We start from the raw sequence: 14,791 nt of genomic DNA, 5'->3' as shown, positions 1-14,791 counted from the left end.
TCATCGCTCCCTGACCAGGGCGGCGTACGGGCCGCCGGCCGCCACCAGTGCCTCGTGCCGTCCGCGCTCCACCACCGTGCCGTGTTCGAGGACGACGATCTCGTCGCTGTCCCGCACGGTGCTGAGCCGGTGGGCGATCACCACGCAGGCGCAGCCCCGCCTGCGCAGGTTGTCCATGACGGTCTGTTCCGTCTCCGCGTCCAGCGCGCTGGTCACCTCGTCGAGCACCAGGATGCTGGGCCTGCGCACCAACGCCCGCGCGATCTCCAGCCGTTGACGCTGACCGCCGGAGAAGTTCCGCCCGTCCTGCTCGACCCGGCTGTGGATCCCGCCGGGACGGCGCGCCACGACGTCGTACAGTGCCGCGTCCTGGAGGGCGGCGACCACCGCGTCGTCCGGGACCGACGGGTCCCACAGCGCCACGTTGTCACGGACCGTCCCCTCGAAGAGGAAGACGTCCTGGTCGACGAAGGACACGGACGCCGCGAGCGCGCCGCGCGGGATGTCCTCCAGCCGCCGGTCGTCGATACGGATCGCGCCCTCCCAGGGGGTGTACAGCCCCGAGATCAGCCGGGAGACCGTCGACTTGCCGCTGCCCGAGCCGCCGACCAGCGCCACCTGCTGTCCCGGGCCGACCGTCAGCGAGAACCCGGTGAGCAGGGGCTCGTCGAGCGGGCTGTAGCCGAACGTGACGTTCTCCAGCTCGACATGACCGCGCAGCCGCCGGGTGGAGCCACCGGCGCCCGAGCGGGCGTACAGCGGGTCCGCCCGGAAGTTCTCGACGTCCTTGAGGCGGGCCACGTCGGCGGCGAAGTCCTGGATCCGGCCCGCGACACCGTTGAGCCGGGTGATCGGCGCGGTGAAGCGCGTCACCAGGGCCTGGAAGGCGACCAGCAGGCCCACCGAGACGTGCCCCTCGACCGCCCGCAGACCGCCGATCCACAGGATCAGCGCGCTGTTGAGCATCGCGAGCGTCGGCGCGACCACCCCCAGCCAGGCGCTCGGCACCCCGAGACGCTGCTGCTCCTCCATCGTGGTCGCGTGCTGGCCGGCCCACTTGCGGAAGTAGCCGTCCTCGCCACCGGTCGCCTTCATCGTCTCGATCAACTGGAGCCCGGTATAGGCGGTGTTGGTCAACCGGGCTGTGTCCGCCCGGAGTTTGGCGGTGCGCGTGGCGCGCAGCCGGATCACGACCCGCATGGCCACCACGTTGAGCAGGGCCACCCCGATCCCGACGGCCGTGAGTTGCGGGTCGTACGTGTAGAGCAGCACCGCGTACAGGACGACGACGACCGCGTCCACGCCCGCGGCGGTGAGGTCACGGGCCAGGGTCTCGGCCACCGCGTCGTTCGACTGGAGCCGCTGCACCAGGTCGGCGGGGCTGCGCTGGGAGAAGAACGTGACCGGCAGCCGCAGCAGATGACGCAGGAACCGGGCGCTGGAGAGCGTCGAGGAGATGACGCGACCGCGCAGCAGGTTCGCCTGCTGCGACCAGGTCAGCACCACCGTCAGCACGACGGCGGCACCCATCGACGCGAACAGCACTCCGAGCAGCGAACTTCGACCGCCGATCAGATACTGGTCGATGAAGGTCCGGCTGAGCGCGGGCACCGCCGCGCCGACCGCCACCAGGAGCAGACTCGCCAATACGGCGGCGGGCATGGTGCCCGAAGTGCCGCGCAGCCGGGCCGGCATGGCGCCCAGCACCCCCGGCCTGCGGCCGCCCCTGCGGAAGCCCGGGCCGGGCTCCATGACCAGGACGACTCCGGTGAAGGCGGTGTCGAAGTCCTCCAGCGGCACGAAACGACGGCCCTTGCCGGGGTCGTTGATGCGTACGCCCCGGCGGCCGAGGCGGCGTCCCATGCCCTCGTACACGACGTAGTGGTTGAACTCCCAGAACAGGATCGCGGGCGCCCGTACCTCGGCGAGCGCGGCCGTGTCCATCTGCATGCCCTTCGCGGTCAGGCCGTAACTCCTGGCCGCCTTCAGCACGTTGCTCGCGCGCGAACCGTCCCGTGAGACACCGCAGGCGATGCGCAGCTCCTCGAGCGGGATGTGCCGGCCGTGGTGGGCGAGCACCATGGCGAGGGAGGCCGCACCGCACTCCACGGCCTCCATCTGGAGGACGGTGGGGGTGCGGACACTCCTGGACCGGCCCTTGGGGGCGGCGCGCCGGGGCGGGGCGGAGCGCCGCCCGCGCCGGGTGTCCGGTGCGGTGGTCACGGCAGGAGCCAATCGACGGGGCGCTGATCGGCCAGCCGGATCGACGCCGTGGCCAGGGTCATGGAGGTGAGCGCGTACGGGGGCCCGTCGGCCGACGACCACTTCAGGCCGCTCTCGGTGGCGGACGAGCGGTCGAGCCGGACCAGGACGGCGACCGGCCTGCCGTTCGCGGTGAACTGCTCGCCGAGTTGGTCGTCGCCCAGATAGGAGGCGATCTGCCGACGGCTCCGCACGCTCCGGCCCACCGTTCTCACCTGGCCGCGCAGCACCCCGTACCGCTGGGCCGGGGCCGACTGGACGGTGAGGTCGACGCGGGCGCCGGCGGGAATCGTGGCGGCGCTCCCCGCGGGGACGTACACCGTCGCGTAGAGCGGGTCGTCGGCGTGGGCGACCTTCTCCACGGCGGCCACGTTCGCACCGATCGCGATGATCGCGCCGATGCCGGCGGCGAGCGTGGTGACGCGGCCCGCGGCCACGGTGCGGACCACGGCGGTCTCGCCTCGCTCGGTACGGACCTTCAGCACGGGGGTGTTCGCGGGGAGCCGGTCGCCCTCCTCGGCGAGGACCGCGGTGACCTGCCCGGCGACGGGGCTCTGCAGGATGTAGCTGCCCTGTCCGTGGGTGAGGACGGCGGGCGCGCCGACGGTGGAGGTGACGGTGCCGGTCACGGCCCACAGGGACGCGGCGGCCATCGCGAGGACCGTCACGGACAGGACGAGCCGGCCCTGGGGGCGGGCGAACCGCACCGGAAGGTCGAGTTCTTCGGGGGACCGCAGCTTGGCGAGGGCCTGTTGGCGGAACTGCACGGGACTTCCCTCACGTGTTCGAGAGGTGTGCGGCACCCGAGAGCCCCGGAACCGTGGGGGAGGTTCCGGGACTCAGCGGCGTGAGGAGCGGTCAGAGACCGGCGACCAGGCCGGTGACCGGGGCGGTGTTCAGGCCGGTCACACCCTCGACGGTGCCGACGGCCGTACCCACGATGCCGGAGACCGGGGCGACGCTGTCCACCAGGCCGGTGACGGTGCCGACGGCGTTCAGCGCGAGGCCGCCGGAGACGTTGTCGAGGTCGGCGTCCGAGATCTCGGCGGTCTCGACACGGGGGGTGGAGTTCATGGGGGAACTTCCCTTCATATGGATATTCACAAGGGGGGAACGGCCCCTCTGGGGGACAGAGGACGGCCGCCGCCGCAGGAGTGCGGAACCCCCGTTCCCGGGAGCCTCGCCGCGACCTCCGCGGTGCCACGGATCAAAGCACGGGCGCGCGGCGCGCTTCCAATCAACGAGGGCTCTCACCTGCGCAATTGCGTTCCCCCGGTGGTGAACCGTGCAGGTGTCCACACGCCCCTGCGGCGACTTCTTCACACGTCGCGAGGCATGGATCCGCGCGAACCCCCGCCCCTCCCGGACCGAATGGGACAGTCCCGGCCCAATGACGCGTAGGGGGGCGTGCGACTGTGCAGATCCCCCGCAGGCGGTGCCCCGCTTGAGCACGGGCTGTGCAGATTTCCTGAACCCGGGATTCCCATCCGTGTCGTCGACGCAGGGTCGCGGGACGGTCGCACTCCGTATGGCGGCGGGGGCGGCGTGCCGGACTCCGCCCGCCGGCCCTCCCGGTTCCCGCCCGCCGTCTCCGCTCCCCTGTGGGTGCGCGGCGCCGCGCCGATCCGCGAGACCCGCACCGTCACGCGCGGCCGAAAGGCCCGATTGTCGCCGCAATCAATGGCTTTGGTCTCGCCAACTGACGTTATTTGCATTGGCAGTTGAACACCCCGGGCGACCCGTGCGTATCAACAGGCAACCAGGCGCCCCCCAGTCAGCTGCCGGACGGCGGCATCGACCCCGTCCCCAGGAGGTCAAGAGTTGAGTCACAAACGGATACCCAAGCGCAAGGCCGCCATCGCCGTGGGCGGCGTGGCAGCGCTCGGAGCAGCGGCTCTGCTGCTGCCCAACGCGATGGCGTCGCAGTCGGACGGGGGCGACACGACCGCCAGAACGTTCAAGGCGGGCGACGTCTCGGACGTCGCCTCCCAGCTCGCCTCCCAGCTGGGCGATGCCTTCGCCGGGTCGTACTACGACGCGGCGAACAAGCAGATCATCGTCAACGTCGTCGGTAACAACAGCAACGTCGTCAACCAGATCGAGAAGGCCGGAGCCGTGGCGCACCAGGTGCGGAACAGCACCGCGACGCTGCAGGCCGCCGCCAAGACGCTGAAGGCCGACGCGACGGTCCCGGGCACGGCGTGGTCCGTCGATCCGAAGACCAACGAGATCCGCGTCACCGCCGACTCCACGGTCACGGGCGCCAAGTGGGACACGGTGGAGTCGACCGTCAAGGGCCTCGGTTCGGACGTCGCGACCCTCAAGAAGTCCCAGGGCACCTTCAAGACGTTCGTCGACGGCGGAGACGCCATCTTCGGCGGCGGAGCGCGCTGTTCACTCGGCTTCAACGTCACCGCGGGCGACGGCAGCCCCGCCTTCCTCACCGCGGGACACTGCGGTGTGGCGGCCGCCCAGTGGTCGGACGCCCAGGACGGCGCGCCGATCGCCACCGTCGACCAGGCCACCTTCCCCGGCGCCGGCGACTTCTCCCTCGTCAAGTACGACGACCCGAACACCCAGGCCAACAGCGTGGTCAACGTCGGCGACGGGCAGACCGTCCAGATCAACCAGGCCGCCGACGCCGCCGTGGGCCAGCAGGTCTTCCGGATGGGCAGCACCACCGGTCTCAACGACGGCAACGTCACCGGCCTCGACGCCACCGTGAACTACCCGGAGGGCACGGTCACCGGCCTCATCCAGACCGACGTCTGCGCCGAGCCGGGCGACAGCGGCGGTTCGCTGTTCACCCAGGACGGCAACGCGATCGGCCTGACCTCGGGCGGCAGCGGTGACTGCACCGTCGGCGGCGAGACCTTCTTCCAGCCGGTCACCACGGCGCTGGAGGCGGTCGGCGCGACGCTGGGCGGCGGAGACGCCAGTGTCGGCGGAGCGGCGGACCCGAGCGCGGGTGCCGGTGACCAGGCGGGCGGCGCGGACGACCAGGCCGGGGCCGGAGCCGACGACCAGGCAGGGGCCGGGGCCGACGACCAGGCCGGAGCCGGAGCCGGCGCGGACGATCAGGCCGGGGCCGGTGCGGACGACCAGGCCGGGGCCGGTGCGGACGACCAGGGTGGCGCGTCCCATGACGGGTCCGGCGCGGGTATGGACGACGGCTCGGGCATGGTGAGCGCTCCCTGAAGCCGGTGACTCCGGCGATCCAGAACCACTGACTCGGCCAACGGAACAGGGAATTCCGGTCGGCAGTGGACAGGTCCGACCCTCCGGCGGGAGGGTCGGACCGCTCCTTTTCCCGGCCGCTTCCCGGGCGCGTCAGCCGGGCGGCCGTACCCGCAGGAGGAGCAGCGCGACATCGTCGGGCCGCTCCTGACCGCCCTTCGTGCCCCGCTGGAGCAGGAGGTCGGCCAGTTCGTCCAGGGGCCGGTCCCCGGTCGCGGCGAACCGTCGCCCGAGATCGGCGATGGCGTCCTCGATGTCGACGCCGGGAGACTCGATCAGACCGTCGGTGTAGAGGGCGAGGACGGAGCCGGGGGCGAGCGGCACCTTTGTCGTCGGATAGGTGGCGCGGGCGTCGATCCCGAGCAGGGGACCACCGGCCAGGTCGAGCACCTTCACCTGGCCGTCCGGACGGCGCAGCAGCGGCGGCGGATGCCCCGCGCGGGCCATCACGGCCACCCCGCGCGCCGGATCCAGCCGCAGGTACAGACAACTGGCGAACAGGTCGGTGCCGAGGTCGATGAGCAGCCGGTTGGTGCTCCCCATCACCTCCTCCGGCGGCTGGCCGACCGCCGTGTACGCGCGGACGGCGGTGCGGATCTGCCCCATCAGGCCCGCGGCCGTCACGTTGTGCCCCTGTACGTCCCCGATCACCGCCGCCGCCCGGCCGTGCGAGGACACCAGGTCGTAGAAGTCCCCGCCGATCTCCATGCCCTGGGTGGCCGGCAGATAGCGCGCTGCCGCCTCGATCGATTCCAGTGACGGAAGCGAGCTCGGCAGCAGCGCGGCCTGCAGCCCCTGCGCCATCTGGAGATTGGCGTCGTAGAGCAGGGCGCGCTCCAGCGCCTGCGCGATCAGCCCGCTCAGACTGGTCAGCACCGCCCGCTCGTCGGCCGCGAAATGGTGCGACCGCGTGTACGCGAGGACGCAGGTGCCCACCGGGCGGCCGGAGGCGATCAGCGGCAGGTACGCCCACGCGCTCATGCCGTCGGGCACCGTCTCCCGCCACGAGTAGAGGCGCTCCAACTGCTCGCGGGAGTCGAAGAACGCGGGCACTCCGGTGGTCAGCGCCTGGGTGCCCGGGGTCTGTTCGCTCAGCGGCATCCCGTCGAAGCGGTCCACGACCTCCGCGTCCGGATAGCCGCGGTGGCCGAGCACGCGCAGCCGGCCGGCCCGGCTGGCGAAGACGACCAGGCCCTGACTGCCGACGGCGGGCGAGATCTCGTCCGCGACGAGCTGCACCACGTCCTGCACGCCCGCCGCCTCGGTCAGCGCGCTCGCCAGGCTCAGCACGTGGGAGATCGTCACCAGCCGCCGGCTGCCGTCTGCCGGCTGCGGCCCCGCCCGGGTCATGGCGGACACCGGCCGCGCCCGCGAGATGCGCACGCTCAGCCCGTTCGTACTGGGATACAGGCGGAACGACAGCCAGTCGCCCGGCGGGCGCAGCGCGACGAACGAGGTCACGTGCTGGCTGATCAGCGCCGCCCGGTAGCGGTCCTCGTAGACCGGATCGTTCAGCCAGGGCACCGCCGCCCACAGCTGGGTGCCCAGCAACCGGCTGACGGGTACGCCGAGCAGTTCGGCCGTCGCCGCGTTGGCGAAGGAGACCCGCCCGTGCAGGTCCAGCGAGCACAGTCCGTACGGCAGTCGCGCCACCATCCGCGTGGCCTCCACCGTGCCGAGCGTGCCGGTCTGCGCGGTCGCGGACGGGGTGAGGAGGTCCGGCTCGGGGCGCGTCGGGCGCTTCTCCCCGGCGGCGCGCTCCAGGCGCAGTGCGAGCCGGTCGCAGGCCGCGACGAGGTGGTCCCGTTCCCGGTCCGAGAGGTCCGGCGGATGCGAGCCGGGCCACGTCACGAAGACGGCGCCGTGCACGGTGGTCGCCGTCGCCACCGGAACCGCCGCGAGCGCGAAGGGGTAGGGGAGGACCACGGCGATCCTGGGATACCGGCGGGCCATCTCGTGCTCGCCCCCGACCCAGATCAGCCGCCGCTCGCGCACCGCCTCGGCGACCGGGATGGGCGCGCTGAGGCCCACGCGCTCCCACGGCGCGGCGAAGGCCCTCGGAAGCCCGGCCGTGACCGCCATCTCCAGCACCGGCTCGTGGGGCGCCAGCAGGTACAGGGCTCCCGAGTGGGCGTGCACGTCGTCCAGCATCGCGGACAGCGTCAGCGACAGCAGCGGTCGTCCCACCGGGGCCGGCCGGCTCGCCGGCGCCTGTGCGGCACCCTGCCCGTCGGACACGCCGACCACCTCCTCGCGGGACCGTGCCGGCCTCCGTACTTCCAGGGGTCAAGGCTCCCCCCTGCACAGCCATCGCGCACGGCGAGCGGACCGGGCGGGCGCCCGCCCGGCCGTCCCCCGGCCCGGGCCGTGCTCCCGGGTCGCGGCGGGCGGGGCAGCGGGGGCCTCCGCCGCGCGCGCCGGGACGATCGCCGCCGTCCTGTCCGTCCACCGCGGCTTCCCCCCCCGTCGACCGGGGCGTAACTCGTCCGGCCGGGCCGGTCGGATGTGTTCGGGTTGTGTTCGATCGGCCCGCCCCGCAAGGGCTCCCACGCAGGCCCGACGGGCCGGAACGGTCGCAGGGGCTGCGCCGGAGCCCGGGAAGCGCTGTAATTGCGGACGTGGTCAGTGAGGGTGCAGCGGAACGCGAAAAGAGAACGTCGCGCGCCGAACTCGCCCTGAAGACGCTCACCGCGGATCTCGACCCACGCGAACGGCTGCACCGCCTGCTCGAACAAGCGCTCGTCTTCACCGGTGCGACCGTCGCCGCCGTCTACTCACCGAACGTGAGCGGCGACGAACTGCATCTGGCCGAGTCCGCGGGGGTGCCCAGGACGTTGTACGGGCTCCGCGACAGCTACCCCCTGTCCGGCGGCTCCCCGGCCGCGGAGGCCCTGCGCACGGGGCTGCCGTGCTGGCTCGGACCGGCCGAACTCGCCCGGTGCGCCGACGCCCGCCGGATCGACTTCCAGGACTACTCGCTCGCCGTGCTGCCGCTGCGGGACAACGGCTGCATGGTCGCCGTCAGCGAGCACCCCGGCGGCTTCGGCCCCGAGGACCGGGACTGCCTCGGGATGCTCGCCGACGCCGTCGTCTGCCCGCCGCCCCCGCTGCCGGACGACGCGGCCGACCTGCCCGCCAGTTCGTTCAGTCTCTCCATGGACACCGGGCACGTGGAGGTCGACGGCGAGGTCCTCGACCTGTTCGGGCTGACCTCCAGTGCCTTCGACGGCAAGGTCGAGACCCTCCTGTCGATGACCGTGCCGGAGGACCTCCCCTCACTGATGTCCGCGGTGGAACCGGACCACATGTCCCTCGGCGAACGTGAGCTGGAGTTCCGCATCCTCCAGCCGTCCGGGGGACACAAGTGGCTGCGGCTGCGCGCCCGCCTGCTGCCCTCCGCGGAGGGCAGCCCCGCACTTCTCGTGGGCACCGTCTCCGATGCCTCCAAACTGCGCTCGGGCCTGAACGACGTGGGCCGTGTCCAGCGTCTCGCCGCCGCCCTCGCCACCGCCGGTACGGTCCGTGACGTCGGCCAGGCCGTCGTCACCGCCCTGCGCGAACCCCTTCAGGCCGACCGGATCGCCCTGGCCGAGATCGAGGGCGACCGGCTCGTCGTCACGCTCCTGGACCCGCCCGCGCAGGAATCCTGGCCCGAGCTGTGGCGCAGCGAATGGCGCTCGGAGTGGCCCGACGCCCCCGTCCGAGCCATGCCCACCCTCGCGGCGGCCCTCAACGAGGGGCGCCCCGCGATCTGGCCCGCCGGCGCCGACCTGGAACCCGCGCTCGCCGAGGTCGGCCCCGGCGGCCTCGCCGTCCTGCCGCTGCCGGCGGGCGGACGCATGGCCGGCGCCTGCCTGATCGGCTGGGACGCCCCGCACGAGTTCGGACCCGACGAGCGCGCCCTGCTCACCGCCTCCGCCGGCCTCGCCGGACAGGCCCTGGTCCGCGCCCACGCCTTCGACGCCGAGCACGAACTGATCGGCATGCTCCAGCGGACCCTGCTCCCGCGCAGGCTGCCCCGGCTGCCCGGCGCGGTCGCCGTGGCACGCTATCTGCCGACCACCTCCGGCCTGGACGTCGGCGGCGACTGGTACGACGTGATCCCGCTGCCCGACAACCACGTCGCGCTCGTCATCGGCGACGTCCAGGGACACAACGCCTCCGCCGCGACCCTCATGGGACAGATGCGCACCGCCCTGCGCGCGTACGCCGTCGAGGGCCACCCCCCGGACGTGGTGGTCTCGCACGCCAACAGACTCCTGCTCGACCTGGAGACCGACCTCTTCGCCACCTGCTGCTATGTCGACGTCGACATGGAGGAGGGGTCTGCCTGGTACGTGCGCGCCGGACACCTTCCACCCGTGCTGCGTCACCCGAACGGCGGTACCGAAGTCCCCGAATCGGAGCCCGGGCCACCCCTCGGAGTCATCCGGCAGACGGACTTCCCCATGAGTCCGCTCCGGCTGACGCCCGGCACCATCGTGGCGCTGACCACGGACGGACTGGTCGAGTCCGTCGAGCTCGACATCGAGGACGGCCTGAACCAGCTCGCCGCGGGCCTCGCCGGCGCCGACCCCTCCCACCTCGGTCTCGTCGCCGACGGACTGCTCACGGGCGCCAACCGCAGCGACGACGTGGCCCTCCTGCTGATGCGCTTCGACGGCATGGCGGTGCTCCCGCTCCGCGAGAGCTGGACGGTCTGGAGGGTTCCCGAGGCCGTCCGGCACGCCCGCCGGTACACCCGGCGCGCCCTGCGCACCTGGGGTGTCGGCGGCCACACGGACGCCGCCCTGCTCATCGTCTCGGAACTCGTCACGAACGCGCTGGTGCACACCGACGGACGGGTCAGGCTCGACCTGACCCTCATCAACCACCGGCTGCGCATCTCGGTGGCCGACAACTCGCCCCGTACGCCGATCAAGCCCACCAGCATCGGCTGGGAGGCCACCGGGGGCCGCGGCATCCTCCTCGTCGAGGCGATGTCGGCGACGTGGGGCACGGTCCCGGTCAGCGGGGGCAAGCAGGTCTGGAGCGAGATCGCCCTCGACTGACGCGCGACCGTGCCGGGCCCCCTCGGACCGCGCCGCCACCGCGGCCGGACCACTCCCGACCGCGGTCGGGATGACACCCTGGAGCCGTGCGCCTCCTGCTGCTGTCCGACACCCACCTCCCGAAGCGGGCCAGAGAACTTCCGGCCCCGCTGCTCGACGAACTGCCGCTCGCCGACGCGGTGATCCACGCGGGGGACTGGGCGGACGCCGCCACCCTCGACCTGCTGGAGGCCCGTTCCCGGCGGGTCATCGGCGTGTACGGCAACAACGACGGCCCCGACCTGCGGGCCCGCCTGCCCGAGACCGCCCGTGCCGAGCTGGGCGGCCTGCGCTTCGGAGTCGTCCACGAGACCGGTGCCGCGGTGGGCCGCGAGCGGCGGTGCGCGCGACGCTTCCCCGATCTCGACGTCCTGGTCTTCGGCCACAGCCACATTCCCTGGAACACCACCGCGCCGACCGGTCTGCGCCTGCTCAACCCCGGATCGCCGACCGACCGCCGCCGCCAGCCGTACGGCACGTACATGACGGCGACGGTGACCGACGGCGGCGCGCTCGCCGACGTGACCCTCCACCGGCTGCCCCCGCGCACCGGCTGACTCCGCGGCCAGGTCCTGTCGTCACCTTCCCGTCGTCGCCCGGAGGGCGGTCCCGCGGCGAGTGGGGGTGCCCCCTGCTCGCAGAGCTCGGGGGAGCGTGCATGGCGCGTGGGCGGGCGGGAAAGTGACGACAGGGCCTAGCGGGGATGGATGGCGCCGCTCGTCGCCGTCAGCGGCACTCCGCTGCCGCCCCAGCGCAGGGCGACGATCTCCGCGGCGACGGACACGGCCACCTCCTCCGGAGTACGCGCCCCGAGGTCGAGGCCGACGGGGGAGCGCAGCCGGGACAGCTCGCGCCGCGGCACGCCGGACGCGAGCAGCCGCTCGACGCGGTCGGCGTGGGTCCGGCGGCTGCCCATCGCCCCGATGTACGCGGCCGGGCGGCGCAGCGCCTCCTCCAGCAGGGGCACGTCGAACTTGGGGTCGTGCGTCAGGACGCAGATCACCGTCCGCGCGTCGGTCGCCGTACCGCGCAGATAGCGGTGCGGCCAGTCCACGACGACCTCCACGGCCGCCGGGAACCGCCTCGGCGTCGCGAAGACCGGACGGGCGTCGCACACGGTGACCCGGTAGCCGAGGAAGTCGCCGACGCGGGCCACCGCGGCCGCGTAGTCGATCGCGCCGAAGACCAGCATGCGCGGCGGCGGCGCGAAGGAGTGCAGGAAGACGGTGACGGCGTCCTCGCGCCGTTCGCCGTGCGGGCCGTAGTGCCGCCGTCCCGTGGCGCCCTGCGCCAGCTCACCGCGCGCGTCGGCGGCGACGGCGGCGTCCAGCCCCACCGACCCGAGCGACCCCCGCACCCCGCCGGACACCCCGATCCAGGCCCCATCGGCTGACCGGCTGGCCGCTCCTCGGGGCTCCTCCTCGTGCTCGTCCTCAGGCACCTCCGCTGACACCCCGTCCGGCACGCCGTCGGGTGTCCGGTCGGCCGCCGTTTCGGGTTCCTCGCCGTCCGGCCCGGGGGACCTCGCCCCGGATGTCGTGGTGGGCGGCGGGTGAGGCTGTTCCTCGGGCCACACGGCGAGGGCGGCTCCGCGAGGGGCGGGACCGTCCAGCACCGTCGCCACCGTCACCGGTCGGCCCGCGGCCACCGACTCGGCGACCGCGGCGAAGGCCGGATCGTCGGCGGGCGAGACCCGCCGGACCAGCAGGGTGACCGTGCCGCCGCAGGTGAGTCCGACGGCGAAGGCGTCCTCGTCGCTGTAGCCGAACGTCTCCAGGCGCGCCTCGCCCGAGGTGATCACCTCCTGGGCGAGTTCGAACACCGCGCCCTCGACGCAGCCGCCGGACACGCTGCCCACCACCTCGCCGCCGGGGCCCACGGCCATGGCCGCCCCCGGTTCGCGGGGCGCGCTGCGGTCGACCCGCACCACCGTGGCCAGCCCGAAGGGGGACCCGGCGGTGTACCACGCGTACAGCGCCGGGAGGATCTCCCGCATCGTCCGCTCCTCTCGCCGGAAGTGCGCGCCTGCCTCAAGGATCCTGCGGTCCCCGGGGTCGCGCTCCGCGGCGGACTCCCGCCCTGGTCGCCGAGGTCTCCGGACCGGGCACGCGCGAGGCTCGGCCCGCCGTCGACGCGCCACCTCCGAGCGGAACCGCCGGTCACGCCGGCTCCGCTCGCTCGCGGTACCGCGCGGTGGGCCCGGCGGCGCGAGCGAGCGGCGGCGCCGGAACAAGAAACTTACTCAGGAGTCAGAGGTGTTGACGCCTCCTGGTACCGGCGGGACTGTTGTGGACATGTCGAAGTTACGCGCGCGTCTGCTCGGCGTCCTCGTACTCCTCACCGGCTTCCTCACGGCGACGGGCACCCGGCCCGCCGCCGCGGACGGACTCCCCGACTCCCTCTGGTTCGACGAACCGGCCGCCGCCACCCTCACCGTCGCGAACGGCCGCTTCACCGACGGCCTCGGCCGCGAGGTCGTGCTGCGCGGCTACAACGTCTCCGGCGAGACCAAGCTGGAGGAGAACGCCGGCCTGCCCTTCGCCTCCGTCGCCGACGCGCGCAGGTCCGCGACGGCACTGCGTGCCCTCGGCGGCGGCAACTCCGTGCGCTTCCTGCTCTCCTGGGCGCACGCCGAACCCGCCCGGGGTCAGGTCGACGACGGCTATCTCGCCGCCGTCACCGACCAGATGCGCGCGTTCCTCGACGCGGGCATCCGTGTCCTCCCCGACTTCCACCAGGACCTCCACTCCCGCCACCTCTTCAACCCGGGCAGCTGGTACTCCGGCGACGGCGCCCCCAAGTGGGCCGTGACCGCGGGCGGTTACCCGCAGGAGTCCTGCGGCATCTGCCTCTTCTGGGGTCAGAACATCACCCAGAACAACGCCGTCAAAGCGGCGCAGTACGACTTCTGGCACAACTCCCACGGGCTCCAGGACGCCTTCCTCGCCACGGCCCAGGCCGCCATGACGTACGTCCGACAGCACCTCACCACCGCCGAGTTCGCGGGCGTCGCCGGTTTCGACCCGTACAACGAGCCTTTTGCGGGCAGTTACGACTCGGGGCAGACCAGCCGTACCTGGGAACGCGACCTGCTCTGGCCGTTCTACGGGAAGTTCCGGGCCCGTATGGACGCGGCCGGCTGGCAGGACAAGCCCGCCTTCGTGGAACCGAACCTCTTCTGGAACTCCAACATCAGCTCCCAGAAACAGGAGGGCGGGCTGCTGGACGCGGGCACCCTCGGCCCGCGTTACGTGTTCAACACCCACTTCTACGACCAGAAGGCCATCTCCGGCATCCTCATGTGGGGCAAGGCGGCGGACGGCCAGTACGCCACCGACTTCGGCACGGTCCGGGACCGCGCCCGGGCCGCCGGTACGGCCGCGATCGTCGGCGAGTTCGGCCACCCGCTCTCGGGAACCGTCTCGGACAAGGCCCCGACCGTCGACAAGGCGATGTACCAGGCCCTCGACTCCCGTCTGCGGGGCGCCGGTTGGTGGACCGGCGCGGCCTCCTCGGGACCGGTCCTGTCGGGCACCCAGTGGCAGTGGGACATCTACAGCGGCCGTCATCACGAGCTGATGAACGACAACCCGGCCAAGGTGCTCACCGCGGGCGACGCCTGGAACGACGAGGACCTCTCCGCCGTACGCCTCGACGACTCGGGCACGGCGGTGCTGCGCCAGGACGCCCGGCTCCTCGACCGTCTCTACCCCGGCGCCACCGCGGGCTCCACCCTCGCCTTCACCTACGAGGACCGTTCCCGCGACGGCTCCACCACGCTGACCTGGAACCCGGTTCCCTCGACGCTGCCGCAGGTCTCCCAGCTGGTGGGATCGGGGCAGTACGGGCTGCTGGTCTGGCGCTCCGACGGGGGCGCCGCGCCGACGGAACTCCATCTGCCCGCCTCCTTCCCGGCCTCGGCCACGACGGTGGTGTCCGACCTCGGAGCGACGTTCTCCCCGCCCGCCTACACCTCGGCCACACCGGTCGCCGTCGCTCCCGAGCCGGGCGGCACCGGAAGCCGGCGCCTCCTGCTCACCGCGCCCGGATCGGGAAGCGTGCACTACGCGCTGGTCACGAACGGGGCGAACGCCCCGTCCGCCGCCCTGCTGGCCGGGGCCCGCACCGAACTCGCCGCCTGGGCCGCGGCGCGCTTCGGCTGAAAGACGCCCGCGCGCGGAGGGGCCACGAGCCGGTGCGGA

The 14,791-nt window shown here is 73.0% G+C and carries 9 protein-coding genes; 4 read left to right on the top strand and 5 right to left on the bottom strand.

Translation table 11 applies throughout. The features are described 5' to 3' along the window. The 3 genes from ACFYW7_RS08500 to ACFYW7_RS08490 form a co-directional block, all read right to left on the bottom strand. A complete protein-coding gene (locus tag ACFYW7_RS08500; RefSeq protein WP_389499422.1) occupies positions 1-2,223 on the bottom strand; it encodes an NHLP family bacteriocin export ABC transporter peptidase/permease/ATPase subunit in 2,223 nt (740 codons plus the stop codon). Next, the gene (locus tag ACFYW7_RS08495; protein WP_389499420.1) at positions 2,220-3,029 is read right to left on the bottom strand and encodes an HlyD family efflux transporter periplasmic adaptor subunit; all 810 of its coding nucleotides are present in this window, start codon (positions 3,027-3,029) and stop codon (positions 2,220-2,222) included. The genes ACFYW7_RS08500 and ACFYW7_RS08495 overlap by 4 nt, the downstream gene beginning before the upstream one ends. A gap of 91 nt (positions 3,030-3,120) precedes the next feature. Continuing rightward, the gene (locus ACFYW7_RS08490; protein ID WP_328551944.1) at positions 3,121-3,336 is read right to left on the bottom strand and encodes a type A2 lantipeptide; all 216 of its coding nucleotides are present in this window, start codon (positions 3,334-3,336) and stop codon (positions 3,121-3,123) included. Between the two features lie 747 nt (positions 3,337-4,083). On the opposite strand from ACFYW7_RS08490, the gene ACFYW7_RS08485 reads away from it, so the two are divergent. Beyond that, positions 4,084-5,460, top strand: a complete 1,377-nt coding sequence (locus ACFYW7_RS08485) for a S1 family peptidase (RefSeq protein ID WP_389499417.1) — start codon at positions 4,084-4,086, stop codon at positions 5,458-5,460. 132 nt (positions 5,461-5,592) lie between these two features. Here ACFYW7_RS08485 and ACFYW7_RS08480 read toward each other — a convergent pair whose 3' ends face one another. Then, positions 5,593-7,746 carry a SpoIIE family protein phosphatase gene (locus tag ACFYW7_RS08480; RefSeq protein ID WP_389499415.1) on the bottom strand — a complete coding sequence of 718 codons (2,154 nt, stop codon included), beginning with the start codon at positions 7,744-7,746 and terminating at the stop codon, positions 5,593-5,595. Between the two features lie 371 nt (positions 7,747-8,117). On the opposite strand from ACFYW7_RS08480, the gene ACFYW7_RS08475 reads away from it, so the two are divergent. Then, positions 8,118-10,550 (top strand): SpoIIE family protein phosphatase, encoded by a 2,433-nt coding sequence (locus ACFYW7_RS08475; protein WP_389499413.1) that lies wholly within the window; start codon positions 8,118-8,120, stop codon positions 10,548-10,550. Positions 10,551-10,636: 86 nt separating this feature from the next. Next, positions 10,637-11,146: a metallophosphoesterase family protein gene (locus ACFYW7_RS08470; RefSeq protein WP_389499411.1), complete on the top strand. Its 510-nt coding sequence runs from the start codon at positions 10,637-10,639 to the stop codon at positions 11,144-11,146. Between the two features lie 137 nt (positions 11,147-11,283). On the opposite strand, the gene ACFYW7_RS08465 is transcribed toward ACFYW7_RS08470, so the two are convergent. After that, positions 11,284-12,585: an XdhC family protein gene (locus tag ACFYW7_RS08465; protein WP_389499409.1), complete on the bottom strand. Its 1,302-nt coding sequence runs from the start codon at positions 12,583-12,585 to the stop codon at positions 11,284-11,286. Positions 12,586-12,883: 298 nt separating this feature from the next. On the opposite strand from ACFYW7_RS08465, the gene ACFYW7_RS08460 reads away from it, so the two are divergent. Further along, positions 12,884-14,752, top strand: a complete 1,869-nt coding sequence (locus ACFYW7_RS08460; RefSeq protein WP_389499407.1) for a cellulase family glycosylhydrolase — start codon at positions 12,884-12,886, stop codon at positions 14,750-14,752. Positions 14,753-14,791: the final 39 nt, after the last annotated feature.

Source organism: Streptomyces sp. NPDC002580, assembly GCF_042889485.1.
Taxonomy (GTDB): Bacteria; Actinomycetota; Actinomycetes; order Streptomycetales; family Streptomycetaceae; genus Streptomyces.
This window is presented reverse-complemented; position numbering and strand designations above follow the sequence as displayed.